Annotated in this window: 22 protein-coding genes; 5 read left to right on the top strand and 17 right to left on the bottom strand. The window is 62.2% G+C overall.

Annotated elements, in window-relative coordinates; translation table 11 throughout:
- Nucleotides 1-2 precede the first annotated feature (2 nt).
- From AC5O5I_RS07590 to gcl, 6 genes are all read right to left on the bottom strand, one after another.
- Nucleotides 3-878, bottom strand: a complete 876-nt coding sequence (locus AC5O5I_RS07590) for an urea transporter (protein WP_172229282.1) — start codon at nucleotides 876-878, stop codon at nucleotides 3-5.
- A gap of 148 nt (nucleotides 879-1026) precedes the next feature.
- On the bottom strand, nucleotides 1027-2442 hold the full coding sequence (pyk, locus tag AC5O5I_RS07595) for a pyruvate kinase (RefSeq protein ID WP_172288536.1): 1416 nt from the start codon (nucleotides 2440-2442) through the stop codon (nucleotides 1027-1029).
- On the bottom strand, nucleotides 2439-3713 hold the full coding sequence (locus AC5O5I_RS07600; RefSeq protein ID WP_494512296.1) for a glycerate kinase type-2 family protein: 1275 nt from the start codon (nucleotides 3711-3713) through the stop codon (nucleotides 2439-2441). Before AC5O5I_RS07600 ends, pyk begins: the two co-directional genes overlap by 4 nt.
- A gap of 248 nt (nucleotides 3714-3961) precedes the next feature.
- On the bottom strand, nucleotides 3962-4855 hold the full coding sequence (locus tag AC5O5I_RS07605) for a 2-hydroxy-3-oxopropionate reductase (protein WP_172220452.1): 894 nt from the start codon (nucleotides 4853-4855) through the stop codon (nucleotides 3962-3964).
- Between the two features lie 195 nt (nucleotides 4856-5050).
- A complete protein-coding gene (hyi, locus tag AC5O5I_RS07610; protein ID WP_172220449.1) occupies nucleotides 5051-5833 on the bottom strand; it encodes a hydroxypyruvate isomerase in 783 nt (260 codons plus the stop codon).
- 57 nt (nucleotides 5834-5890) lie between these two features.
- The gene (gene gcl / locus AC5O5I_RS07615; protein ID WP_172220446.1) at nucleotides 5891-7666 is read right to left on the bottom strand and encodes a glyoxylate carboligase; all 1776 of its coding nucleotides are present in this window, start codon (nucleotides 7664-7666) and stop codon (nucleotides 5891-5893) included.
- A gap of 258 nt (nucleotides 7667-7924) precedes the next feature.
- Between gcl and AC5O5I_RS07620 the strand changes: the two genes are divergently transcribed.
- Complete coding sequence (locus tag AC5O5I_RS07620; protein WP_172220443.1) at nucleotides 7925-8365, top strand: GlcG/HbpS family heme-binding protein; 441 nt, start codon at nucleotides 7925-7927, stop codon at nucleotides 8363-8365.
- Nucleotides 8366-8568: 203 nt separating this feature from the next.
- On the opposite strand, the gene AC5O5I_RS07625 is transcribed toward AC5O5I_RS07620, so the two are convergent.
- Nucleotides 8569-9180, bottom strand: coding sequence for a TetR/AcrR family transcriptional regulator (locus tag AC5O5I_RS07625; protein ID WP_014590197.1), 612 nt, complete (start codon nucleotides 9178-9180; stop codon nucleotides 8569-8571).
- A gap of 132 nt (nucleotides 9181-9312) precedes the next feature.
- Here AC5O5I_RS07625 and AC5O5I_RS07630 point away from each other — a divergent pair, with 132 nt between their 5' ends.
- On the top strand, nucleotides 9313-10227 hold the full coding sequence (locus AC5O5I_RS07630) for a DUF808 domain-containing protein (RefSeq protein ID WP_172220440.1): 915 nt from the start codon (nucleotides 9313-9315) through the stop codon (nucleotides 10225-10227).
- A 137-nt stretch (nucleotides 10228-10364) separates the two neighbouring features.
- Here AC5O5I_RS07630 and AC5O5I_RS07635 read toward each other — a convergent pair whose 3' ends face one another.
- The 7 genes from AC5O5I_RS07635 to puuE form a co-directional block, all read right to left on the bottom strand.
- On the bottom strand, nucleotides 10365-11147 hold the full coding sequence (locus tag AC5O5I_RS07635; protein WP_172220437.1) for an outer membrane protein OmpK: 783 nt from the start codon (nucleotides 11145-11147) through the stop codon (nucleotides 10365-10367).
- A 353-nt stretch (nucleotides 11148-11500) separates the two neighbouring features.
- The gene (locus AC5O5I_RS07640) at nucleotides 11501-12286 is read right to left on the bottom strand and encodes an outer membrane protein OmpK (RefSeq protein WP_172220434.1); all 786 of its coding nucleotides are present in this window, start codon (nucleotides 12284-12286) and stop codon (nucleotides 11501-11503) included.
- Nucleotides 12287-12421: 135 nt separating this feature from the next.
- Complete coding sequence (locus AC5O5I_RS07645; RefSeq protein WP_172220431.1) at nucleotides 12422-13777, bottom strand: nucleobase:cation symporter-2 family protein; 1356 nt, start codon at nucleotides 13775-13777, stop codon at nucleotides 12422-12424.
- A 208-nt stretch (nucleotides 13778-13985) separates the two neighbouring features.
- Nucleotides 13986-15314 (bottom strand): urate hydroxylase PuuD, encoded by a 1329-nt coding sequence (locus tag AC5O5I_RS07650; protein WP_172220428.1) that lies wholly within the window; start codon nucleotides 15312-15314, stop codon nucleotides 13986-13988.
- A gap of 56 nt (nucleotides 15315-15370) precedes the next feature.
- Nucleotides 15371-15874 (bottom strand): ureidoglycolate lyase, encoded by a 504-nt coding sequence (locus AC5O5I_RS07655; RefSeq protein ID WP_172220425.1) that lies wholly within the window; start codon nucleotides 15872-15874, stop codon nucleotides 15371-15373.
- A gap of 49 nt (nucleotides 15875-15923) precedes the next feature.
- Nucleotides 15924-16439 carry a 2-oxo-4-hydroxy-4-carboxy-5-ureidoimidazoline decarboxylase gene (uraD, locus tag AC5O5I_RS07660; RefSeq protein WP_172220422.1) on the bottom strand — a complete coding sequence of 172 codons (516 nt, stop codon included), beginning with the start codon at nucleotides 16437-16439 and terminating at the stop codon, nucleotides 15924-15926.
- Nucleotides 16439-17365, bottom strand: a complete 927-nt coding sequence (puuE, locus tag AC5O5I_RS07665) for an allantoinase PuuE (protein WP_172220419.1) — start codon at nucleotides 17363-17365, stop codon at nucleotides 16439-16441. The genes uraD and puuE overlap by 1 nt, the downstream gene beginning before the upstream one ends.
- A gap of 399 nt (nucleotides 17366-17764) precedes the next feature.
- Between puuE and uraH the strand changes: the two genes are divergently transcribed.
- Nucleotides 17765-18118 carry a hydroxyisourate hydrolase gene (gene uraH / locus AC5O5I_RS07670; RefSeq protein WP_016711727.1) on the top strand — a complete coding sequence of 118 codons (354 nt, stop codon included), beginning with the start codon at nucleotides 17765-17767 and terminating at the stop codon, nucleotides 18116-18118.
- Between the two features lie 239 nt (nucleotides 18119-18357).
- Here the strand turns inward: uraH and AC5O5I_RS07675 are convergent, their stop codons facing one another.
- Complete coding sequence (locus tag AC5O5I_RS07675; RefSeq protein WP_172220416.1) at nucleotides 18358-19707, bottom strand: NCS2 family permease; 1350 nt, start codon at nucleotides 19705-19707, stop codon at nucleotides 18358-18360.
- 283 nt (nucleotides 19708-19990) lie between these two features.
- On the opposite strand from AC5O5I_RS07675, the gene AC5O5I_RS07680 reads away from it, so the two are divergent.
- Nucleotides 19991-20746, top strand: a complete 756-nt coding sequence (locus tag AC5O5I_RS07680; RefSeq protein ID WP_172220413.1) for a GntR family transcriptional regulator — start codon at nucleotides 19991-19993, stop codon at nucleotides 20744-20746.
- Nucleotides 20747-20983: 237 nt separating this feature from the next.
- Nucleotides 20984-21682, top strand: a complete 699-nt coding sequence (gene aqpZ / locus AC5O5I_RS07685) for an aquaporin Z (RefSeq protein WP_172286694.1) — start codon at nucleotides 20984-20986, stop codon at nucleotides 21680-21682.
- Here the strand turns inward: aqpZ and guaD are convergent.
- Nucleotides 21679-22983 (bottom strand): guanine deaminase, encoded by a 1305-nt coding sequence (gene guaD, locus AC5O5I_RS07690; protein WP_172220408.1) that lies wholly within the window; start codon nucleotides 22981-22983, stop codon nucleotides 21679-21681. The genes aqpZ and guaD overlap by 4 nt on opposite strands.
- Before the next feature lie 10 nt (nucleotides 22984-22993).
- Nucleotides 22994-23839, bottom strand: coding sequence for a xanthine dehydrogenase accessory protein XdhC (xdhC, locus tag AC5O5I_RS07695; protein WP_172220405.1), 846 nt, complete (start codon nucleotides 23837-23839; stop codon nucleotides 22994-22996).
- Between the last annotated feature and the right edge of the window lie 84 nt (nucleotides 23840-23923).

Here is a 23923-nt window from a genome sequence, read left to right on the forward strand (position 1 = left end):
CTTCACATGCGTTGGGTCAAGTCTTGATGCGATCTGCCTGGTTTCATTTGAACCAGGACGGCGCCCATGACCCAGCTGGCGACGACGAATGGAGCAGTCAGCAGCGGCAGGTCGAGGTTGGACGCAGTTCGTTGAATAACGATCGCCATGACGATCGCCAGCAGTGTCACCCACGGCCGCTCTCCTTGCCGACTGAATGCCAGTGCCGCCAGCGCGGCGTTGAAGCCATAAAGTCCAAGCCATGCCGCCTGGAAATCGCCGGCTAGCCAAGCTACGCCGGCGCCTAGCAATGAGCCAATTATCGCCCAGGTGGCGGCATAGGGATTAGCCAGGTACAAACCGCCGGCGATCAGCAGCCCTGCCATGGGCTGGTCCAGTAGGAAGATCTGGCCCACGCCGCGAAATACGGCAAATAGAGGGGCTGCGTCGACCGACGCCGAGGTGCCGGGGTCGGCCAGCAGCAGCGTGGCCCAGCCCAACAGCACGAACGGCGCGGTATAGGCGATCAACAGCTTGCCACCGCGCTTGCGCCACTGGTGGGTAATGATGCTGGACAGGCCACCCGCAGCGATGATCAGCGGCGGCAGAATGACCGACCAGGGCAGCACGGCGCAGATCAGGATGCCGATCAGCACGCCGTTGTAGCAGTACAGCCCGGCCTGGCGGTCGGCGCGGTCGTAGCCGCGGGCCTGGGCAGTCAGCAGGCCGGCCAGGGCGCCGAGCAGGGCGCCGCCGACCAGGCTGGGCGCGGTGAGCAGGATGGCCAGCAGGCAGCACAGGCCGCACAGGGGGCTGCGCAGCAGCAGTACCTGGCTGAAGCCGTTGAGCATAGCCGTGGCCCAGTCGGGGCACGGGTTGACGGAATTTTTGCTGTACATGGGGCAGTCAGTGAGGTGGGTGGAGGGCGGTGGGCCTCTTTGGGCCTCAGGTTTTCCGCAGGTGTGCTTTCAGTGTTGGCGGAGGGCTGCGCCCTCCATTCGCCGGCAAGCCAGCTCCCACAGGGGGCGCAAAGCGCCCCCTGCAATCTCAGATCAAGGTCTCGATCCGCAGGGTGTTAGTCGACCCCGGCTTGCCGAAAGGCACACCGGCAGTGATCAGCAGCGTGTCGCCACGGGTTGCCATACCCTGCGCCTGGGCAATTTCCAGCGCAGTTGAAACCACCTCGTCAACCTGACGCAGGCGGTCGTTGACCACCGAGTGCACACCCCAGGCCACGCTCAGGCGGCGCGCGGTGTTCAGGTTCGGCGTCAGGTTGAGGATCGGTGCCCGTGGTCGCTCGCGCGCAGTACGCAGGGTAGAGGCGCCCGACTCGCTGTAGTTGACCAGCACCGCCACCGGCAGGATGCCGCTGATGCGGCGAATCGCGCAGCTGATGGCGTCCGACACGGTAGCCTCGGCCTTCGGCCGGCCAACATCCAGCTGGGCCTGGTAGTCCGGGCCGTTTTCTACCTGACGGATGATCTTGCTCATCATCTGCACGGCTTCGAGCGGGTAGTCACCCGAGGCCGTCTCGGCTGACAGCATGACCGCATCGGCACCTTCGGCCACGGCGTTGGCCACGTCGGTGACTTCGGCACGGGTCGGGGCGGGCGAAAAGCGCATGGACTCGAGCATCTGCGTGGCCACCACCACCGGTTTGCCCAGCTGGCGGCAGGTAGCGATGATGCGCTTCTGGATCTGCGGCACGCTTTCGGCCGGTACTTCCACGCCCAGGTCGCCACGGGCCACCATGATCGCATCTGCCAGTTCGGCGATGGCTTGCAGTTGCTCGACCGCCGAAGGTTTTTCGATCTTGGCCATCAGGTAGGCGCGGTCGCCAATCAGCTGGCGCGCCTCGACGATGTCTTCCGGGCGCTGCACGAATGACAGGGCCACCCAGTCCACGCCCAGTTCCAGGCCGAAGGCCAGGTCGCGGCGGTCTTTTTCGGTGAGCGGGGACAGATCGAGTACCGCTTGCGGCACGTTGACGCCCTTGCGGTCGGACAGCTCACCACCGTTCAGCACTTCGGTGTCGATGGCGTCGCTGTGCTTGGCGGTAACCCGCAGGCGCAGCTTGCCATCGTCCAGCAGCAGGTCCATGCCCGGCTCCAGCGCGGCGATGATTTCCGGGTGTGGCAGGTTGACCCGGTGGCTGTCGCCCGGGGTTTTGTCCAGGTCCAGGCGCAGCGCCTGGCCGCGTTGCAGCTGCACCTTGCCCTCGGCAAAACGGCCGACGCGCAGCTTTGGCCCTTGCAGGTCCATGAGGATGCCCAGCGGGTAGTTGAGCTGCTGCTCGACTTCACGGATCCACTGGTAGCGCAGGGCGTGGTCGGCATGTTCGCCGTGGCTGAAGTTGAGGCGGAAGATGTTCACCCCGGCTTCGACCAGCTGGCGGATGTCATCGATGCCATTGATCGCAGGGCCAAGGGTGGCGAGGATTTTGACTTTTTTATCAGGCGTCATGATTGGGCAGTCTCGAGGATCAGGATGGCGCGGAAGTCGTTGACGTTGGTGCGGGTCGGCTCGGTGACGATCAGCGCATCCAGTGCGGCGAAGTAGCCGTAGCCGTTGTTGTTGTCCAACTCGTCGCTGGCCGACAGGCCCAGGGCCTCGGCGCGGGCGTAGCTGCCTGGGGTCATGAAGGCGCCGGCGTTTTCTTCCGAGCCGTCGATGCCGTCGGTATCACCGGCCAGGGCATACACGCCCGGCAGGCCTTTGAGGCTTTCGGTGAGGCTGAGCAGGAACTCGGCGTTGCGCCCGCCACGGCCATTGCCGCGTACGGTCACGGTGGTTTCGCCTCCGGTCAGGATTACGCAGGGCGCCTTCAAAGGCTGGCCGTACTGGACGATCTGCCGGGCGATACCGGCGTGCACCTTGGCCACTTCGCGCGATTCACCTTCCAGATCGCCGAGGATCAGCGGGCTGAAACCGGCCTGACGGGCTTTGACCGCCGCTGCCTCAAGCGACTGCTGGGGCTTGGCGATCAACTGGAAGTGGCTGCGGGCCAGGGCCGGGTCATCGGCCTTGACGGTTTCCGATGCGGGGTTGTTGAGCCAGTCGATAACGGCTTTCGGTGCTTCGATGTTGTAACGCTTGAGGATGGCGAGCGCATCGGCCGAAGTGCTCGGGTCGGCCACGGTGGGGCCGGAGGCAATTACCGTGGCGAGGTCGCCGGGTACATCGGAAATCGCATAGGTGTAGACCGTGGCCGGCCAGCAGGCCTTGGCCAGGCGGCCGCCCTTGATCGCCGAGAGGTGCTTGCGTACGCAGTTCATCTCGCCGATGGTGGCGCCGGATTTCAGCAGCGACTTGTTGATCTGCTGCTTGTCCGCCAGGGTCAGGCCCTCGGCAGGCAGGGCCAGCAGCGCCGAGCCACCGCCAGACAGCAGGAAGATGACGCGGTCGTCTTCGTTGAGGTTGCTGACCAGCTCCAGCACGCGCTTGGCCACGGCCAGGCCGGCGGCATCAGGGACCGGGTGGGCGGCTTCGACCACTTCGATCTTCTGGCAGTTGGCGCCGTGGCCATAACGGGTCACGACCAGGCCAGAGACTTCGCCCTGCCAGCTTTTCTCGACCACTTCGGCCATGGCGGCTGCGGCCTTGCCGGCGCCGATGACGATGACCCGGCCGCTACGGTCGGCGGGCAGGTAGGGTTCGAGGACTTGGCGGGGGTGGGCGGCAGCGATGGCTGTGTCGAACAGCTCGCGGAGAATTTTTTGCGGATCGACCGACATGGCAGGCTCCCAGTTATTGTTGTTCTGCAGAATCAAAAACGCCCCTGGAACTGCCTCCGTGCAGGCCGAACCAGGGGCGGGTGTTGCTCGGTGTCACCTTATGAGCCTGTGGTCGCAGGTTCATCGGTGTGGAATTCATCGCGGGCAGGCCAGCTCCCACAGGTACAGCACAGGATTGAGGGATTGTGCGGTCCCTGTGGGAGCTGGCTTGCCGGCGATCGGGCTGCGCAGCAGCCCCCGAATTCGAATTACTTGTCGCCGCGGATCGAGAAGTTGGCCATGTGCTCCAGGCCTTTGATCAGCGCCGAGTGGTCCCAGTTGCCGCCACCCAGGGCCTGGCAGGTGTTGAACACTTGCTGGGCGTTGGAGGTGTTGGGCAGGTTGATGCCCAGTTCCTTGGCGCCCTGCAGGGCCAGGTTCAGGTCTTTCTGGTGCAGGTTGATGCGGAAGCCTGGGTCGAAGGTGCCCTTGATCATGCGCTCGGCATGCACTTCGAGGATTTTCGACGAGGCGAAACCGCCCATCAGTGCTTCACGCACCTTGGCAGGATCGGCGCCGTTCTTGGCGGCGAACAGCAGTGCTTCGCTGACGGCCTGGATGTTCAGGGCGACGATGATCTGGTTGGCGACCTTGGCGGTCTGGCCGTCGCCGTTGCCGCCCACGCGGGTGATGTTCTTGCCCATGGCTTCGAACAGCGGCAGTGCGCGCTCGAAGGCTTTCGGGCAGCCACCGACCATGATGCTGAGGGTCGCGGCCTTGGCACCGACTTCACCACCGGACACCGGGGCGTCCAGGTAGGCGGCGCCGGTGGCCTTGATTTTTTCGGCGAAGGCTTTGGTGGCGGTCGGCGAGATCGAGCTCATGTCGATCACTACCTTGTTCGGGCCGACGCCTTCGGCCACGCCGTTTTCACCGAACAGTACGGCCTCGACCTGTGGGGTGTCGGGGACCATGACGATGATGAATTCGGCTTCCTGGGCAACTTCTTTAGGGTTGGCCAGGGCCACTGCACCGGCTGCGATCAGGTCGGCAGGGGCGGCGTCGTGGTGAGTGGAAACGAACAGGCTGTGACCTGCTTTTTGCAGGTTCTGGGCCATGGGCTTGCCCATGATGCCGGTGCCGATGAAACCGATTTTAGCCATGAGAGATTACCTCGTTGTATTTGTTGAATCTCGATGGAACAGGGCAGCACAGTCCTCCTGTTGGACACAAAACTCCTGTGGGAGCGGGTTTACCCGCGAAGCAGGCACCGCGGTGGATGGCACCGGCTTTGCCGGTGTTCGCGGGTGAACCCGTTCCCACAAGGTCAATTGTGTGTCACAGGGTGTGAGCAGCCTTCAGATTGCGTTGTGGGTCTTCAGCCAGCCCAGGCCGGCTTCAGTGGTGGTCAGCGGCTTGTATTCCGCGCCCACCCAGCCCTGGTAGCCGATGCGGTCCAGGTGCTCGAACAGGAAGCGGTAGTTGATCTCGCCGGTGCCTGGCTCGTTGCGGCCGGGGTTGTCGGCCAGCTGGATATGGTTGATCAGCTTCAGGTTGGTTTCCATGGTGCGAGCCAGGTCACCTTCCATGATCTGCATGTGGTAGATGTCGTACTGCAGGAACAGGTTGTCGCTGCCCACTTCGGCCTGGATTTCCAGGGCCTGCTGGGTGGTGTTCAGGTAGAAGCCCGGGATGTCGCGGGTGTTGATCATTTCCATGACCAGGCGGATCCCGGCGGCCTTGAGCTTGTCGGCGGCATACTTGAGGTTGTCGACGAAGGTTTTGCGCACGTCGGCGCACTGCAGGCCTTGCGGGCGAATGCCGGCCAGGGCGTTGACCTGGGTGTTGCCGAGCACCTTGGCGTATTCGATGGCCTTGTCGACCCCGGCGCGGAACTCTTCGACGCGGTCGGGGTGGCAGGTGATGCCACGTTCGCCCTTGGCCCAGTCGCCCGCCGGCAGGTTGAACAGCACCTGGGTCAGGCCGTTGGCGTCCAGCTGCTGCTTGATTTCGGCGGCGCTGAAGTCATACGGGAAAAGGTACTCGACGCCGCTGAAACCAGCGTCTGCGGCAGCCTTGAAGCGGGCCAGGAAGTCCTGTTCGGTGAACAGCATGGACAGGTTGGCAGCGAAGCGAGGCATGGTTGTCTCCTTGCAGAATAGAGCCCCCGGCCGTGCTGGCGCGGGGGCGTCAGGCAATCAGTCGAGCATCGAGATCGCGGTAGGCGCGTCGTTGCCGACCAGGGCCAGGTCTTCGAACTCGTTGACCGCGTTGATCTCGGTACCCATCGAAATGTTGGTGACACGCTCGAGAATCACTTCGACAACCACCGGTACGCGGAACTCTTCGGCCATCTTCTGCGCCTTGAGCAGGGCAGGGGCGATTTCGGCCGGCTCGAATACGCGGATGGCCTTGCAGCCGAGGCCTTCGACCACGGCTACGTGGTCCACACCGTAACTGGCGGCGTCGGTCGAGTTGATGTTCTCGAACGCCAGTTGTACACAGTAATCCATGTCGAAGCCACGCTGCGCCTGGCGGATCAGGCCCAGGTAGGCGTTGTTCACCAGTACGTGGACGTATGGCAGGTTGAACTGCGCGCCCACTGCCAGTTCTTCGATCATGAACTGGAAGTCGTAGTCACCCGACAGCGCTACAACCTTGCGCTTCGGATCGGCTTTCACCACGCCCAGGGCTGCCGGGATGGTCCAGCCCAGCGGGCCGGCCTGGCCGCAGTTGATCCAGTGGCGTGGTTTGTACACGTGCAGGAACTGCGCGCCGGCAATCTGCGACAGGCCGATGGTGCTGACGTAGCAGGTGTCTTTGCCGAACACCTGGTTCATTTCTTCGTACACGCGCTGCGGTTTCACCGGCACGTTGTCGAAGTGGGTCTTGCGCTGCAGGCTGGCCTTGCGCTGCTGGCAGTCTTCCAGCCAGGCGGCACGGTCTTTCAGCTTGCCAGCGGCTTTCCACTCGCGGGCCACTTCGAGGAACATGTCCAGCGCCTTGCCAGCATCGGAAACGATACCCAGGTCCGGGGTGAACACGCGGCCAATCTGGGTCGGTTCGATGTCGACGTGCACGAACTTGCGGCCTTCGGTGTAGACGTCGACGGAGCCGGTGTGGCGGTTGGCCCAGCGGTTGCCGATACCGAACACCAGGTCGGATTTCAGCAGGGTGGCGTTGCCGTAGCGGTGCGAGGTCTGCAGGCCGACCATGCCGACCATTTGTGCGTGGTCATCCGGGATGGTGCCCCAGCCCATCAGGGTCGGGATCACCGGTACGCCGGTCAGTTCGGCAAACTCGACCAGCTTGTCGCTGGCGTCGGCGTTGATGATGCCGCCGCCGGCTACCAGCAGTGGGCGCTCGGCGTCATTGAGCATGGCGAGGGCTTTTTCGGCCTGAACGCGAGTGGCGGACGGCTTGTTGACTGCCAGTGGCTCGTAGGCGTCGATGTCGAATTCGATTTCGGCCATCTGCACGTCGAACGGCAGGTCGATCAGCACAGGGCCTGGGCGGCCGGTACGCATTTCGTAGAAGGCCTTCTGGAAGGCGTAAGGCACCTGGCCTGGCTCCAGAACGGTGGTGGCCCACTTGGTGACCGGCTTGACGATGCTGGTGATGTCGACAGCCTGGAAGTCTTCTTTGTGCAGACGCGCACGTGGGGCCTGGCCGGTGATGCAGAGGATCGGGATGGAGTCGGCAGCGGCACTGTACAAGCCGGTGACCATGTCGGTGCCGGCCGGGCCGGAAGTGCCGATGCACACGCCGATGTTGCCTGGGTTGGCACGGGTGTAGCCCTCGGCCATGTGCGAGGCACCTTCGACGTGGCGAGCGAGGACGTGATCGATGCCACCGACTTTCTTCAGGGCCGAGTACAACGGGTTGATGGCAGCCCCTGGGATGCCGAACGCGGTATCTACACCTTCACGGCGCATGACCAGAACGGCCGCATCGATTGCTCTCATTTTGCTCATGGGTTGTGCCTCATCGATTTTGTAATTGTATACAACTTGCTTTGCGACAGAGTGTATTCACGCCTGACGGTTTAGGTCAATGGGTTTTCATCGGGTCAGCTGGCTTTCGTCTGAGCGCCCGTGAAAACAGGGGTTTGCGCTATCGCATACGATCATTTGAAAATATTGTATACAAAAATACTGTTCGTTGTGTTCTATTTGTGTGATCGGTTTTCAACTGCCCTCAGGGCTTCTCACAACAAGAAGAGGACCTTTTGCATGAATGCTTTGAACCTGAAACTCGCCGTCAGCCTGGTCAATGCCGCGCTGGCAGCGGGCCGCAAGATCAACGCCGCGCCGCTGACCGTGGCGGTGCTGGATGCCGGCGGGCACCTGCTGGCGCTGCAGCGCGAGGATGGTGCCAGCCTGATCCGGCCCGAGGTGGCCACGGGCAAGGCGTGGGGGGCGATTGCACTGGGCAAGGGCTCGCGTTTGCTGGCACTGGATGCACAGCAGCGTCCGGCGTTCTTTGCTGCGCTTAACGGGTTGGGGGAACGGCCGGTGGTGCCGGCACCGGGTGGGGTGCTGATTCGTGATCAGGATGGCAAGGTGCTGGGTGCGGTAGGGATCAGCGGCGATACGTCGGATATCGACGAGCAGTGTGCGATCAGTGCGATCGAGGAGGTGGGGTTGCGGGCGGATGCGGGTGTAGCAGCTTAAACCTTTATTGCCTGTTCTGGCCTCATCGCCGGCAAGCCAGCTCCCACAGGGACACCACAGTCAGATCTGTGATGGCCCTGCGGGAGATTGTATGGTTTTCTGCAAGCTGGCTCCCAGAGGTGCTTCACCGATCTTCAGGTCTGTGGAGGACCTGTGGCAGCTGGCTTGCCGGCATGGGCTGCAAAGCAGCCCCTCTGGTCCTGTCAGGCCACCTCTGGCTCACAACCCTTGAGCACCATGCGAATGATGGTCTCGGCCGCCGCATCATAATCACTGTCAGCCAGCTTGGCCTTGCCGGTCACTGCCGAAATCTGCCAGTCGAAATCCGCGTACGTCTGCGTCGCTGCCCAGATGCTGAACATCAGGTGGTGGGCATCGACGTGGGCGATCTGCCCGCGGTCGATCCAGCGCTGGATGCACTCGATATTGTGACGGGCCTGTTCGTTCAGCTGTTCCACCTGGTTCGGCGACAGGTGCGGCGCGCCATGCATGATTTCGCTGGCAAACACTTTGGACGCATGGGGCAGGTCCCGCGAAATGCGAATCTTCGAGCGAATGTACGCACTCAGCACTTCTTTCGGATCGCCGTCGGCATTGAACGGCGTGGATGCCTGCATGATCGGCGCGATGATGCTCTCCAGGACCTCGCGGTAGAGGTTGTCCTTGGACTTGAAGTAGTAATACACGTTCGGCTTGGGCAGGCCGGCCTTGGCCGCGATATCGCTGGTCTTGGTGGCGGCGAAGCCCTTGTCGGCGAATTCCTCGCTGGCCGCGCGCAGGATCAGTTCCTTGTTGCGCTCGCGAATGGTGCTCATGGTCAGGGATCTTCCTCGTGTCTGGCCACCTCTAAGAGGGATCGGGCATGGTAGCACCGGGCTCGACGGGCGCTCAAGGCAGCGGCTTTGGGCTAGACTCCCGCTCATTCACACATTTGGAAACAGCTCAACATGGCAGGAAGCAGTCTACTGGTACTGATCGACGACATCGCCACCTTGCTGGACGACGTTTCGCTGATGACCAAGGTCGCGGCAAAAAAGACCGCAGGTGTATTGGGCGACGACCTGGCGCTCAATGCCCAGCAGGTCACCGGAGTGCGTGCCGACCGCGAACTGCCGGTGGTATGGGCGGTGGCCAAGGGCTCGCTGGTGAACAAGGCCATCCTGGTGCCGGCGGCGCTGCTGATCAGTGCCTTCATCCCCTGGGCGGTGACGCCGTTGCTGATGCTGGGCGGGGCGTACCTGTGCTTTGAAGGCTTCGAGAAGCTGGCCCACAAGTTCTTGCACAGCAAGGAGGATGACGCGGCGCAACACGAGGCACGCAAGGAGGCGGTGGCGGATGCCAGTGTTGACCTGGTGGCCTTCGAGAAGGCCAAGATCAAAGGCGCGGTGCGCACTGATTTCATCCTGTCGGCGGAAATCATCGCCATTACCCTGGGCATCGTCGCCGACTCGCCGCTGCCCCAGCAGATCATCGTGCTGTCGGGCATCGCCATTGTCATGACCATTGGCGTTTACGGGCTGGTCGGCGGCATCGTCAAGCTGGATGACCTTGGGTTGTGGATGACTACCAAGGCATCGCGCCTGGCGCAGGGGCTCGGCAACGGCATCCTGCGGGCGGCGCCATACATGATGAAGAGCCTGTCGGTGATCGGCACCGCGGCCATGTTCCTGGTAGGCGGCGGGATTCTGGTGCATGGCATCGCGCCTTTGCATCACGCCATCGAGGCATTCAGCGAAGGGCGCGGCGCGGCGCTGACCGGGGCGCTGCTCAACGGCGTGGCCGGGGTGGTGGCCGGTGCCGTGGTGCTGGCAGTGGTGGCGGTGGCCAGCAAGCTTTGGCGGCTGGTGCGGCCGGCCAGCTAGTGCGCATGGCCGGGGCGTTGCCCCGGTTCGCGGGTAAACCCGCTCCCACAGGTGCAGCGCCTGCATTGAGCCCGGCGCGGAACTTGTGGGAGCGGGTTTACCCGCGAATGGGCCGCAAAGCGACCCCCGCAATCAGGTCAGAAGTGCACCTTGACCAGGAAGCTCATGGTGTTCTGGTCAGTGGTAAAGGCATCGCTGTCCTTAATGCCGTACTTGTTCTTCCAGTAATCGTACTCCACACCCACGTACAGCTGTTTCTCGCCCAGGTGCAACGCCTTGCCCAGGTCATACTTGATCTGCGGGTTGAAGTGCAAGTTGGCCTGGTAGGTGCCGCGGCGGTTCTCGTCATTGTCCACCACCCAGTCCATGAAGCCATCGATCAGCACGTCGGAATCGCCGACCGGGATGGTGTACGACCATACCGGGGTGATCTGCCACACGTTGTCGCCGGCGCGGCTGCCATCGGTGGTGCGGTTGTAGAAGTTCAGCTGGAAGTAGTCGAAGCCGGGGATGGCCAGGTCGAAGCCGGGGCCGATCAGGTAGCTTTCGGTGTCACCCTCGCCAAACTCGTAGGTCATCGCCAGCAGCACGTCCTTGACCGGGCCGAATTCCAGCTTCTGGTCGAAGATCTTGTTGAACGACAGGCGCGGGCTGATCTCGCCGTAGTAGGTGTTCGGGCCGTTACCTGCGTCTTTCTGCCCCTGGTAGAAGATCTTGTCGACAAAGATGAAGTTGTCGCCGTATTTCCAGCCGTCAGCGTGCTCGAAGGTGACCGTCTGCTGGATCGCCGGGTTGACCTTGAAATTCTTGCCCCACAGGTAGGTCAGGCTGTTGTTCTGCCACTGCAGCAGGTCGTCGGCTTGGGTGGCGCCGCAGGCCAGCAGGCCGCCGGCGAGGATCAGGCTATTGATGGTACGCATCGCGAGTGTCGCTCCCTTGGTTGATCTGTTGTCAGCGCTCGGTGGTGGCGCTGTTCTTGTCTTTCGGGTCAGCTTTTTTCGATAGGCCACAGCTGTTTGGCAAGGGTTGGGCCAACTTTTCCGGGTTGGCAAAACCTTCCTGCTCGACTTCGTTCTGAACGGATGAAAAGGGTCTTTCAGGCTGGCAACACGTTGGCCAACCGCCCGTATTCATTGACTGAGCGGTCAGTAAACGCAGGCAGAATCCGTTCTGCCCTGATCGAGGGGGCGCGCAGATTACTGGCTTGCGCGCCGGGCCTCAAGTGCTCCGTCCTGGAGCGGGGTGATACAAACTTGTGCGTTTGGTCAACTTTCTAGAAGTGTACCTTGACAAGGGCACTGGCGACGCTCTGGTTACTGTCCAGGTTACCGCGGCTGTCGATGCCGTATTTGTCCTTCCAGTAGCTGTATTCAAAGCCGACATAAAGCTGTTTGGCGCCCAGGTTCAGCGCCTTGCCCAGGTCGTATTTGACCTGCGGGTTGATGTGCAGGTTGGCGTGATAGGTGCCGCGGCGGGTCTGGTCGTTGTCGGTGACCCAGTCCAGGTAGCCGTCGATCAGAATGTCTGACCTGCCCACGGGGATGGTGTACGACCAACCGGGGGTGATCTGCCAGACATTGTCACCGGGGCGGCTGCCCTCGGTGTTGCGCACGTAGAAGTTGAGGGTGAAGTAGTTGAAACCGGGGATGTCCAGGTCGAAGCCTGGGCCGATCAGGTAGGCCTCGTTATCGCCCTCGCCACGCTCGTAGGTCATGGCCAGCAACACGTCCTTGATCGGGCCGAAGGCAAGCTTCTGGTCGAAGATCTTGCCGAACGACAGGCGCGGGCTGAACTCGCCGTAGTAGGTGGTCACGCCTTTGCCCGGGTCGGGCTTGCCGTTGTAGAAAATCTTGTCGACGAACATGAAGGTGTCGCCGTACTTCCATTTGTTGGCGTGCTCGAAGGTCACCGTCTGCTGGATGCTCGGGTTGACCTTGAAATCCTTGCCGTACAGGTAGGTCAGGCTTTCGCCGTGCCACTGCAGCCATTCGCCAGCGTGAGCGGGGAGGGTGGCCAGCAGGCTGCTGCCCAGCAAGAGACTTGATGCGATGCGTTTCATGTTGTGGTTCCCGGACTTATTGTTTTTGTTGGATTTTTTTGGCGCGCAGGCGCCCCGGGCGGCCCATTCCGGCGGGCCGACGGTGTTGCGATCAATGCAAAGGGGAGAAAGGGCGGCGTTGCGCCGCCCTGCGACTCAGTGCTGGTGACAGGCGTCGTTGTGCACAGCGCGATCGGCGCCACCGAGGATGTTGAACAACACGTTCAACACCAGGGCACTGACCGTGGCCATGGCAATACCGCTGTGGGTGATGGGTTCCATCCACTGCGGCATCTGCGCAAAGAACTCCGGACGCACCACGGGGATCAGCCCGAAGCCGACACTCACGGCAACCAGCAACTGGTTGCGGCGGTCGCCGATGTCCGCTTCCTGCAGAATCTTGATCCCGGTGGCGGTGACCATGCCGAACATGGCAATGGAGGCGCCGCCCAGTACGGCAGGCGGGATCGAGGCAATCAGGAAGGCCGCCTTGGGCAGCAGGCTCAGCACGATCAGCAGTGCACCGGCGACGATCGTGACAAACCGGCAGCGCACCCCGGTCATCTGCACCAGGCCGATGTTCTGGGCGAACGAGGAGTGGGTGAAGGTGTTGAAGAACCCGGCGATAAACGATGCACCGGCATCGCACAGCAGGCCGCGACGCAGCATGCCTGGGGTAACTTCGCGATCGGTCACCTTGCCCAGGGCCAGGAACATGCCGGTGGACTCGACGAAGATGATCACCACCACCAGGCACATGGACAGGATCGGCGCCAGGCTGAAGGTCGGCATGCCGAAGTGAAGTGGGGTTACCACTTGCACCCACGGTGCGTCGCTCAGGCCGGACAGATCGACCATGCCGATGGAACCGGCCAGGATGTAGCCCAGGCCCATGCCCACCAGCACCGACACGTTGACCCAGAAGCCACGCATGAAGCGGTTTATCAGCAGGATTACCGCCAGCACCAGGCCGGCTACCATCAGGTAGATTGGCGAACCGAAGGCTTCCGCTTCATGGCCGCCACCGGCCCAGTTGACTGCCACCGGGAACAGTGACAAGCCAATCGAGGTGATCACCGTGCCGGTGACCAGTGGCGGGAAGAAGCGTACGACCTTGGACATGAACGGCGCGATCAGCATGCCGAAGAAACCGGCGGCGATGGTTGCACCGAAAATCCCCTGCAGGCCTACGCCCGGCATGCCGGCCATGGCCACCATGCTGCCGACGGCAGCAAAACTGGCACCCATCATCACCGGCATGCGGATGCCCACCGGGCCGATACCGAATGACTGGATGATGGTGGCGACGCCAGCGACCAGCAGGTCGGCGTTGATCAGGAAAGCGACTTCTTCACGGGACAAACCGGCGGCCTGACCGATGATCAACGGCACAGCGATTGCGCCACCGTACATCAGCAGGACGTGTTGCAGGCCAACCAGTATCAGTTGGAACAAGGGCAGAGGTTCTCGCGGCGGCGCAACAGGGATGTACGCCTTGCGTGACTCGGACATGCAGCACCTCGAGTTTTGTTTTTATTCTCGGATCCAAGCGGCAGGCCCAAGCGGCAGGCTCCCGGTGAAGAGAGCCTGGAATTCCCGCTTGAGTCTGAACGCTCGATGCTAGCTTGTTGCGTATGGCTTGAAACCGAGGCCGGCAATACCGGCCTCTTCGCGGGTGAACCCGCTCCCACAGGAGCGGCGAGATCCCGAGAGTTGTGTATCAGTTCACCGGGGCGCCTTTGGCGATCCAGTCACCGACCAGCTTGCGCTCTTCGGTGGTCATCTGGGTGATGTTGCCCAGCGGCATGATCTGGCTGGCGACCGCTTGCGCCTGAATGCGCGCGGCCTGGGCCTGGATCTGCTGCGGGGTGTCGAACATCACGCCGGCAGGGGCCGCGCTGAACAGTGGGCTGGTCGGCTTGGACGAGTGGCACACGGTGCAGCGTTCCTGGATGACATTGTGGATCTTGTCGAAAGCGTCACCGCCAACCTGCGCCGTGGCCTGGGCAGGAGCCTGGGCTTCAGCGGCGGGTGCTTCGGCAGCCTTGGCGGCGTCCTCGGCGCGCTGCTCGGCAGCGGTCTTGCCACCTACGGCGGTCGCCGGCAGCGGCTGGTACTCGATCTTCGCTGCGGCTTGCTCCGGGCTTACGGCCATCGGTTTCGGGCCGGTGACATAGGCCAGGCAGATCATTGCCAGGGCGCCGACGGGCAGGGTCCAGGCGTACTTGTTGCTGTCATGGCGGGTGTTGAAGTAGTGGCGGATCAGTACCGCGGCCACTGCAATGCCAGCCAGGATCAGCCAGTTGTACTGGCTACCGTAGGTGCTCGGGAAATGGTTGCTGATCATGATGAACAGCACCGGCAGGGTGAAGTAGTTGTTGTGACGCGAGCGCAGCAGGCCCTTGGCCGGCAGTACCGGGTCAGGTGTCTGGTTGTTCTCGATCGCCGCCACCAGCTGGCGCTGGGCCGGCATGATGATGCGGAACACGTTGCCGACCATGATGGTGCCGATGATCGCGCCGGTGTGCAGGTACGCACCACGGCCGCTGAACACCAGGCTGAAGCCCCAGCATGCAGCAATGATCAGCACGAACAGGACACCGCCGAGCAGCGCTGGCTTCTTGCCCAGAGGCGAGTCGCACAGGAAGTCGTAGATGAACCAGCCGGCGACCAGCGAGCCGATACCGATGGCCACACCTTCGGCGCCGCTCAGGGTGCTGCCAGGGGCCAGCAGGTACAGCGCCGGGTTCCAGTAGAACACCACGCACAGCAGGGCGATACCGGACATCCAGGTGAAGTAGGCTTCCCATTTGAACCAGTGCAGGTTCTCGGGCATTTTCGGGGGTGCGAGCTTGTATTTCTCCAGGTGGTAGATACCACCGCCGTGAATCGCCCAGAGATCACCCGACAACCCATCGCGCGGGTTGCTTCGGTTCAGGTGGTTCTCCAGCCAGACGAAGTAGAACGATGCACCGATCCAGGCGACACCGGTGATCATGTGAACCCAGCGAATGCTCAGGTTCAGCCATTCGTGAAGGTGTGCTTCCACAGTATGTACCTCTGCCAGTCACCGTTCAGGTCGAAACCCGGATGACCGACCTTCTCTTATTGGTGGGGATTGAGGACCAGCATTTGTTCCTCGGTGAAGTAATGCTCATCGCAGTTGTTGCCAGAACCACTGCGATCAACCACCAGGAAGTCATCCCGCTTTTCGATCGTCAGCACCGGGTGGTGCCAGACGCCGCGATGGTAATTGATGCCCTGCCTGCCATTACTGCGGAAGGCGCGGACCAAACCTGATACAGGTGCATCGCCAACTGGCGCGACCACGATCAGAAAGGGGTTGCCGAGCAGCGGAATGAAAGCCTGGCTGCCCAGCGGATGGCGTTCCAGCATGCGCACGGTCAGCGGCATGTCCAGCGCGTCGGCGCGGAAGATGCTGATGATCGCCTTGTCTTCAGGCTCGGCGGTTTCGACCGTGGCGAGCTTGTGAAAGCGCATGGTCGAGCCGTTGTTGATCATGAAGTGGTCGCTGCCGTCGGTTTCGATCACGTCTCCGAACTGGGCAAAGGCTTCTTTGGTCAGGGGCTCGATCATCAGGGTGCGCATGCGGGTCTCTCTTATATGTTCGTTGTACTGAAAAAGGTTCGGCTGTCGCTTACAACTGCAGCAGGCGGAACAGGGCGATCAGGTTGATCTGCGCCAGGGCTTCCTTGAATTCGGCATCGGCATCGTTGTGGATGCGTTTTTCGAAGGCGGCCAGGATCTGGTGCCGGTTGCTGCCCTTCACCGCCATGATGAACGGGAACTGGAACTTGGCCTTGTAGGCATCGTTCAGCTCGGTGAAACGGGCGAACTCTTCGGCGGTGCACTGGTGGATACCGGCGCCGGCTTGCTCATTGGTGCTCGATTCGGTCAACTCGCCCTGGACGGCGGCCTTGCCGGCCAGGTCCGGGTGAGCGTTGATCAGCGCCAGCTGGTCGGAGTGGTTGGCGCTGAGCAGGATGTCGCTCATGCGCTGGTGCAGCGCCTCGATCTCGTCCAGTTCAGCCAGTTGCCCCAGGTCATAGGCTTTTTCGGCAACCCACGGCGAGTGCTCGTAGATGTCGGCGAACGCCTCGACGAAGGCGTCACGGCCCAGGGTGGAAGGCTTGAGGGTTTTGAAAGCGGTCATCAGGCGGTCTCTTTCTTGTACGGGTGGGTGGCGTGCCAGTGGCGGGCGATGTCCTCACGACGGGCGAACCAGACCTGGTCATGGCTTTTGGCGTAGTCGATGAAACGCTTCAGCGCGGCCAGGCGCGCCGGGCGGCCCACCAGGCGGCAGTGCAGGCCGATGGAGAGCATTTTCGGTGCTTCGGCGCCTTCGGCGTACAGCACATCGAACGCGTCTTTCAGGTACTGGAAGAACTGTTCGCCGCAGTTGAAACCCTGTACCTGGGTGAAGCGCATGTCGTTGGTGTCGAGGGTGTAGGGGATCACCAGGTGCGGCTTGCCGGTGGGGTTGTTCGGCTCCCAGTAGGGCAGGTCGTCGTCATAGGTGTCGCTGTCGTACAGGAAACCACCTTCTTCCATCACCAGGCGGCGGGTGTTCGGGCCGGTGCGGCCGGTGTACCAACCCACCGGGCGCTTGCCGCTGATTTCGGTGAGGATGCGGATGGCTTCGAGCATGTGCTCGCGCTCCTGGGCCTCGTCCATGTTCTGGTAGTCGATCCAGCGGTAGCCGTGGCTGCAGATTTCGTGGCCGGCTTCGGCCATGGCACGGATCACGTCGGGGTGGCGCTGGGCGGCCATGGCCACGGCGAACACGGTCAGCGGCACGCCGCTGTCCTTGAACAGCTTCAGCAGGCGCCACACACCGGCACGGCTGCCATACTCGTACAGCGACTCCATGCTCATGTTGCGCGCACCCTGCAGCGGCTGGGCGGCAACCATCTCGGACAGGAAGGCTTCGGATTCCTTGTCACCGTGCAAGATGTTGCGTTCGCCACCTTCTTCGTAGTTGAGAACGAAAGACAGCGCGATGCGAGCGTTGCCCGGCCAGTGCGGGTGAGGAGGGTTGTTGCCGTAACCGATCAGGTCGCGAGGGTAGTCAGCGCTCACTGCAGTCTTCCTTCTTGTGCGTTAGTGCGGGTGGTGGGCGGGCCGCGTCGGTATGTCGCACCACCGGATGGGCTGATTGTATACAACTTCTGAAATCTTTTGTAAGCCTGTTTTTCCGCATTTCTTCCCTTTTGTCGCTTCGCAGCGCTCTGGAAATACAGTGCAAGAAACCTGCCTGATCGGTCAGCTAATGATGTTGACGTCGGCACGCAGCGTGTATTTGCGACCGATGGGTCGTTTATGGGCATGATCGGGGAGGAGCGCAAGAAGGGCCCAAAAAATTGTGTACAATTTTGCATCGGAATGTCTTAATAGCGTCATTCCCGCACATCGCAGGCCCTTTGGCGTGGTGATGGCCGTGTATTTTTTGCCCACAGATTGAACAAGAGGCGACAAGCAATGGGACGTTTGACCACACACGTACTGGATGCCGCGCATGGCTGCCCCGGCAGCTCGATCAAGGTCGAGCTGTACCGCGTCGAAGGCCAGCAGCTGGAGCTGGTGAACACCGCCCTGACCAACAGCGATGGCCGCGTCGACGCGCCGCTGCTGCAGGGTGACGACTATCGCAGCGGTGTCTACCAGTTGCAGTTCAGCGCTGGTGATTACTACCGCGCCCGCGGCGTGCAGCTGCCGGCCCAGGCGTTCCTGGACGTTGTGGTGCTGCGCTTTGGTATCGATGAACAGCAAGAGCACTACCACGTGCCGCTGCTGATTTCGCCGTACAGCTATTCGACCTATCGTGGAAGCTAGTTGGTCGCTAGAAGAATCTTCGTAGGTCCTTTGGCCCGCTCTCACACTGGCGGGCTTTTTTTCGTCTGCTGTTTTTGCATTGTCTGATCTGGCCTCTTTGCGGGTAATCGGATCGCCGCACCGCCGCACACAAACATCTATCACCTAACCCCAGGAGCGGGTTCACCGCGAAGAGGCAGGCACAGGCTAAAGCAATAGAGAAAGGGCGCCGAGGCGCCCTTGACTGGTGCAATGAGGGGTCAGAGAAACACGAACTTGGCTATGAAGATCGCGCACAACACCCACAAGCTGGCCGAGATTTCCTTGTATTTGCCGGTACCGGCCTTCAGCGCCACATAGCTGATGAAGCCCAGCGCAATACCGTCCGCTACAGAGAACGTCAGCGGCATCATGATCACCGTGACGATCGCCGGAATGCTGTCGGTGGCTTCGTCCCAATGAATGTGCGCCATGCTGCCCATCATCAGCATGGCCACATAGATCAGCGCACCCGCCGTCGCGTACGCCGGAATCATCCCGGCCAGCGGGGCGAAGAACATCGCGGCGACGAACAACAGGCCGACCACCACCGCCGTCAGACCAGTACGACCACCGGCAGCGACCCCCGCAGCGCTCTCCACATAGCTGGTCACCGGCGGTACGCCGACCACCGCACCGAACACGCTCGAAGCACTGTCGGCCTTCAACGCCCGCGAGAGGTTCTCGATACGCCCGTCCGGCGCCACCAGATTGGCCCGCTGCGCCACGCCCATCAGCGTGCCTGCGGTGTCGAACATGTGCACGAAGAGGAACGCCAGCACCACGCTGATCATGCTGACGTTGAACACGCCAGCCACGTCCATGGCCATCCAGGTGGGTGCCAGGCTGGGCGGCATCGACATCACCCCGCCAAACTTGACCAGGCCCAGGCCCCAGCCAGCCACGGTTACGCCAATGATGCTGATCAGGATCGCACCGAACACCCGCTTGTAGCTGAGGATGGCGATCAACAGGAAGCACACGGCTGCCAGCAGCGGCCCTGGCTCATGCAGCGAACCCAGCTTGATCAGCGTGGCCGGGCTGTCGACGATGATGCCGGCGGTCTTCAGGCCGATCAGCCCGAGGAACAATCCGACGCCGGCCCCCATGGCATGGCGCAGGCTGACCGGGATGCTGTTCAGCAGCCATTCGCGCACTTTCGACAAGGTCAGGAACATGAACAGCACGCCTGAGACGAACACCGCCCCCAGTGCCGTTTCCCAGTTGTAGCCCATGGTGCCGACCACGGTGTAGGTGAAGAAGGCGTTGAGCCCCATGCCCGGCGCCAGGCCCACAGGCCAGTTGGCGTACAGGCCCATCAGCAGGCAACCCAGCGCGGCGGCGATGCAGGTGGCGACGAAGGCTGCACCATGGTCGATGCCGGCGTCGGCCATGATGTTGGGATTGACGAAAATGATGTAGGCCATGGTGATGAAGGTGGTCACCCCGGCGATCATCTCGGTTTTGACGGTACTGCCGTGTTGCTTGAGTTTGAAAATCCGCTCCAGCCAGCTCGTTTCGAGCGGTGGGGCGAGATCCAGCGCAGGGGCTTCGGATTTGCGGCTTTCCACAGCGAGTACTCCTCAAGTCTTTCTTGTTGTTGTAGGGGCCAGTTCCTGAGCGATGCACTTGGTAGCCCCAAGAGGGAAGGCAGACGTCCGACCTGTTTGTTGACTCATGGGTCAAGAAGTTGCTCGGTGGATTATGCTTTTGTGTACAAAGAATGCAAATAATGTTTTATCTTTTGTGTGCGCAATGCGTCGTACAACGGCTATATAGGTAAAACGCCCCCTGCGGAATCGCCTCAGCCTGTGTACAATGGCGCCATACTTTCTCTTCGTGCCTCGAGAGCCCATGAACGAACAGCTGCAACCTCTGAAGAAACCTGCGCGTGTCGGCAAGGCCGGCCGCAGTGGTACCCAGGACGACATCGTCTACGCGCACATCTTCGAGGCGATCCTCGAGCAGCGCCTGGCACCAGGCACCAAGTTGAGCGAGGAAGCACTGGGCGAAATCTTTGGCGTCAGCCGCACCATCATCCGCCGCGCGCTGTCGCGCCTGGCCCACGAGAGCGTGGTGCTGCTGCGGCCGAACCGCGGTGCGGTGGTGGCCAGCCCGACGGTAGAAGAGGCGCGCCAGGTGTTTTTCTCGCGGCGCATGGTCGAACGTGCCATTACCGAACTGGCCGTGCAGCACGCCACCCTCGAGCAGTTGAACGAGCTGCGGCAGATGGTGCGTGAGGAGCGCGACAGCTTCTCCCGGGGTGACCGGGGTGCTGGCATCCGGCTTTCCGGCGAGTTCCACCTCAAGCTGGCCGAAGCGGCGGGCAATGCACCGCTGGTCAGCTTCCAGCGCAGCCTGGTGTCGCAGACTTCGCTGATCATTGCCCAGTACGAAAGCGGCAACCGCTCGCACTGCTCGTATGACGAGCACATGCAGCTGATCGACGCCATCGAGGCGCGCGATGCCGACCTGGCAGTGAACCTGATGATGCACCACATGGACCACATCGACAGCAAGCTGAACCTGGACGAGGAGAGCGCCTCGGACGACCTGCATGCGGTGTTCTCGCATTTGCTGAAAAAGCCCAAGGTTTCGGCCAAGGGTTGATCGTTTGCCTGGCTGATTGAAGGGGGCCGCTTCGCCGCCCATTCGCAGCACAAGGCTGCTCCTACGGGCATCGCGTAACCCCTGTAGGAGCAGCCTTGTGCTGCGAATGGAACGCGAAGGGGCCCCAGTCATTTCTGGCCATCAGCCAAAGGTCTGCTAAATTCTTGTGGGCAAACCTTCATCAAGCAGTTGGGCTTGCGCATCCGTTGCGTTCCACTACTTGTTGAGGAAAGGTCCATGACCATGTCTCTGGGTAAACGAATGGGTGCCGAGCTGATCGGTACCTTCTGGTTAGTGCTTGGCGGCTGTGGCAGTGCGGTAATCGCAGCCAGTTCCCCTTTGGGCATCGGTGTACTCGGTGTCGCCTTCGCCTTCGGCCTTACCGTGCTGACCATGGCCTTCGCCATCGGCCATATCTCCGGTTGTCATCTCAACCCCGCCGTGTCCTTCGGGCTGGTGGTGGGCGGGCGCTTCCCGGCAAAAGAGCTGTTGCCCTACGTGATAGCCCAAGTGATCGGCGCCATCCTGGCGGCCGGGGTGATCTACCTGATTGCCAGCGGCAAGGCCGGTTTCGAGCTGTCTTCGGGCCTGGCATCGAACGGCTACGCCGACCACTCGCCAGGTGGCTACACGCTGGGGGCGGGCTTTGTCAGCGAAGTGGTGATGACGGCGATGTTCCTGGTGGTGATCATGGGCGCAACAGACGCCCGGGCGCCGGCCGGCTTCGCACCGATCGCCATCGGCCTGGCCCTGACCCTGATCCACCTGATCTCGATCCCGGTCACCAATACCTCGGTCAACCCCGCGCGCAGCACGGGGCCCGCCTTGTTCGTCGGTGGGTGGGCGTTGCAACAGCTGTGGCTGTTCTGGGTGGCGCCGCTGATAGGGGCTGCAATCGGCGGCGCATTGTACCGGGGCCTGGCGAAAGAACCTTAGCGCTGGTGCACGCAGCGCCCGGCAGCGTAGGTTTCGCGTATGGTACGGTCGTCGCCCAGGGTGGTGAGCACGAACAGGGTCTCTTCGATGCTGTTGGACTGCTGGATGCGGTAGTCCAGCAGCGGCGTGGCCTTGTAGTCCAGCACCACGAAGTCGGCATCATTGCCGGTGCGCAGGCTGCCGATGCGATCGTCCAGGCGCAGTGCGCGGGCACCGCCGAGGGTGGCCAGGTACAGCGACTTGTACGGGTGCAGGCGCGCGCCTTGCAGCTGCATCACCTTGTACGCTTCGTTCAGGGTGTTGAGCAGCGAGAAGCTGGTGCCGGCGCCGACGTCGGTGCCCAGGCCGACGTTGACCTTGAACCGTTCGGCCTGCGGCAGGTTGAACAGGCCGCTGCCAAGGAACAGGTTGGAAGTAGGGCAGAAGGCCACCGCCGAGCCGGTTTCGGCCAGGCGCTGGCACTCGTCGTCGCACAGGTGCACGCCATGGGCGAACACCGAGCGCTCGCCCAGCAGTTCGAAGTGGTCGTAAACGTCCAGGTAACCCTTCTGCTCGGGGAACAGTGACTTGACCCAGTCGATTTCCTTGAGGTTTTCCGACAGGTGCGTGTGCATGTACACGCCCGGGTGCTCCTTGAGCAGCTGGCCCGCCAGGGTCAGCTGTTCAGGTGTGCTGGTGGGCGCGAAGCGCGGAGTGACGGCGTAATGCAGGCGACCCTTGCCGTGCCAGCGCTCGATCAGGGCCTTGCTTTCGGCGTAGCCGGATTCGGCGGTGTCGGTCAGGTAGTCCGGGGCGTTGCGGTCCATCATCACCTTGCCGGCGATCAGACGCAGGTCCAGGCGCTCGGCCTCTTCGAACAGGGCATTGACCGACTCGGGGTGCACGCTGCCGAACACCAGTGCAGTGGTGGTGCCGTTGCGCAGCAGCTCCTTGAGGAAAATCTTCGCTACCTGGTCGGCGTGGTTCTTGTCGGCGAACTGCTTTTCGCAAGGGAAGGTGTAGGTGTTCAGCCAGTCCAGCAGCTGCTCGCCGTACGAGCCGATCATACCGGTCTGCGGGAAGTGGATGTGGGTGTCGATGAAGCCCGGGGTGATCAGTGCGTCCTGGTAGTGCTGCACCGGGATGTCGGCATCCAGGCTTGGCAGCAGTTCGCTGGCGTGGCCAATGGCGCTGATACGGCCATCGTCGACTACCAGCAGGCCGTCTTCAAAGTACTCATGGGAAGCCTCCAGGCCCACCTCGGCCGGGTCGGCGATGCTGTGCAGGATGGCGGCACGGTAGGCTTTGCGGGTAACGGTCATAACACACTCGTCATAGGGCTTGGCTGCGCCGGGAGGGCGGCAGCAACTGGGCAATGGGGCCGGCATTGGCAGCAGCATCGTGCTGGCCGAAGCAGGCGTTGTAGGTGGCGATGATTTCGCCGGCGATGGACACGGCGATCTCGATGGGCAGCTTGCCCTTGACCTCCGCCAGGCCCATGGGGCAGCGCATGCGCGCCATCACGGCCTCGTCGAAGCCGCGCTCGCGCAGGCGGTGCTCGAACTTGACGCGTTTGGTCTTCGAGCCGATCAGGCCGAACCAGGTGAAATCGTTGCGCTTGAGAATGGCGGCGGTCAGCTCCATGTCGAGCTGATGGTTGTGGGTCATGACGATGCAGTAGCAGCCTGGCGGCAGTGCTGCCACTTCGTCGACCGGCTCTTCACTGACCACTTTGGTCACCCCGTTGGGGATGAACTCGGGGAATTCCTGCTCGCGCGAGTCGATCCAGCGCACCCGGCAGGGCAACGCGGCGAGCAAGGGTACCAGAGCCCGGCCGACATGGCCCGCGCCGAACACGGCGATCTGCGCCTGTACCGCCGCCATGGGTTCGAACAGCAGCACGGTCACCCCGCCACAGCATTGGCCCAGGCTGGCCCCCAGGCTGAAGCGCTCCAGGTGCGGGGTAGTGCGCTGCTCTTCGAGCATCTGCCGGGCGATGTGCAGGGCCTTGTATTCCAGGTGGCCACCGCCGATGGTGTCGAACAGGCCGCTGGCACTGACCACCATCTTCGAGCCGGCGTTGCGCGGGGTAGAGCCGCGCTCCTCGATGATGGTCACCAGCACGCAGGCTTCGCCCCGGGACTGGTGGTCGGCGAGGGCGTTGATCCATTGGTGCATGATCCATAACCTCTTTTAAGGTCTTCCACAGTCCCTGTGGGAGCGGGTTTACCCGCGAATGCGAGGGTGGAATTACCGCCGCCT

The organism is Pseudomonas sp. 9_2_1 (assembly GCF_059295275.1).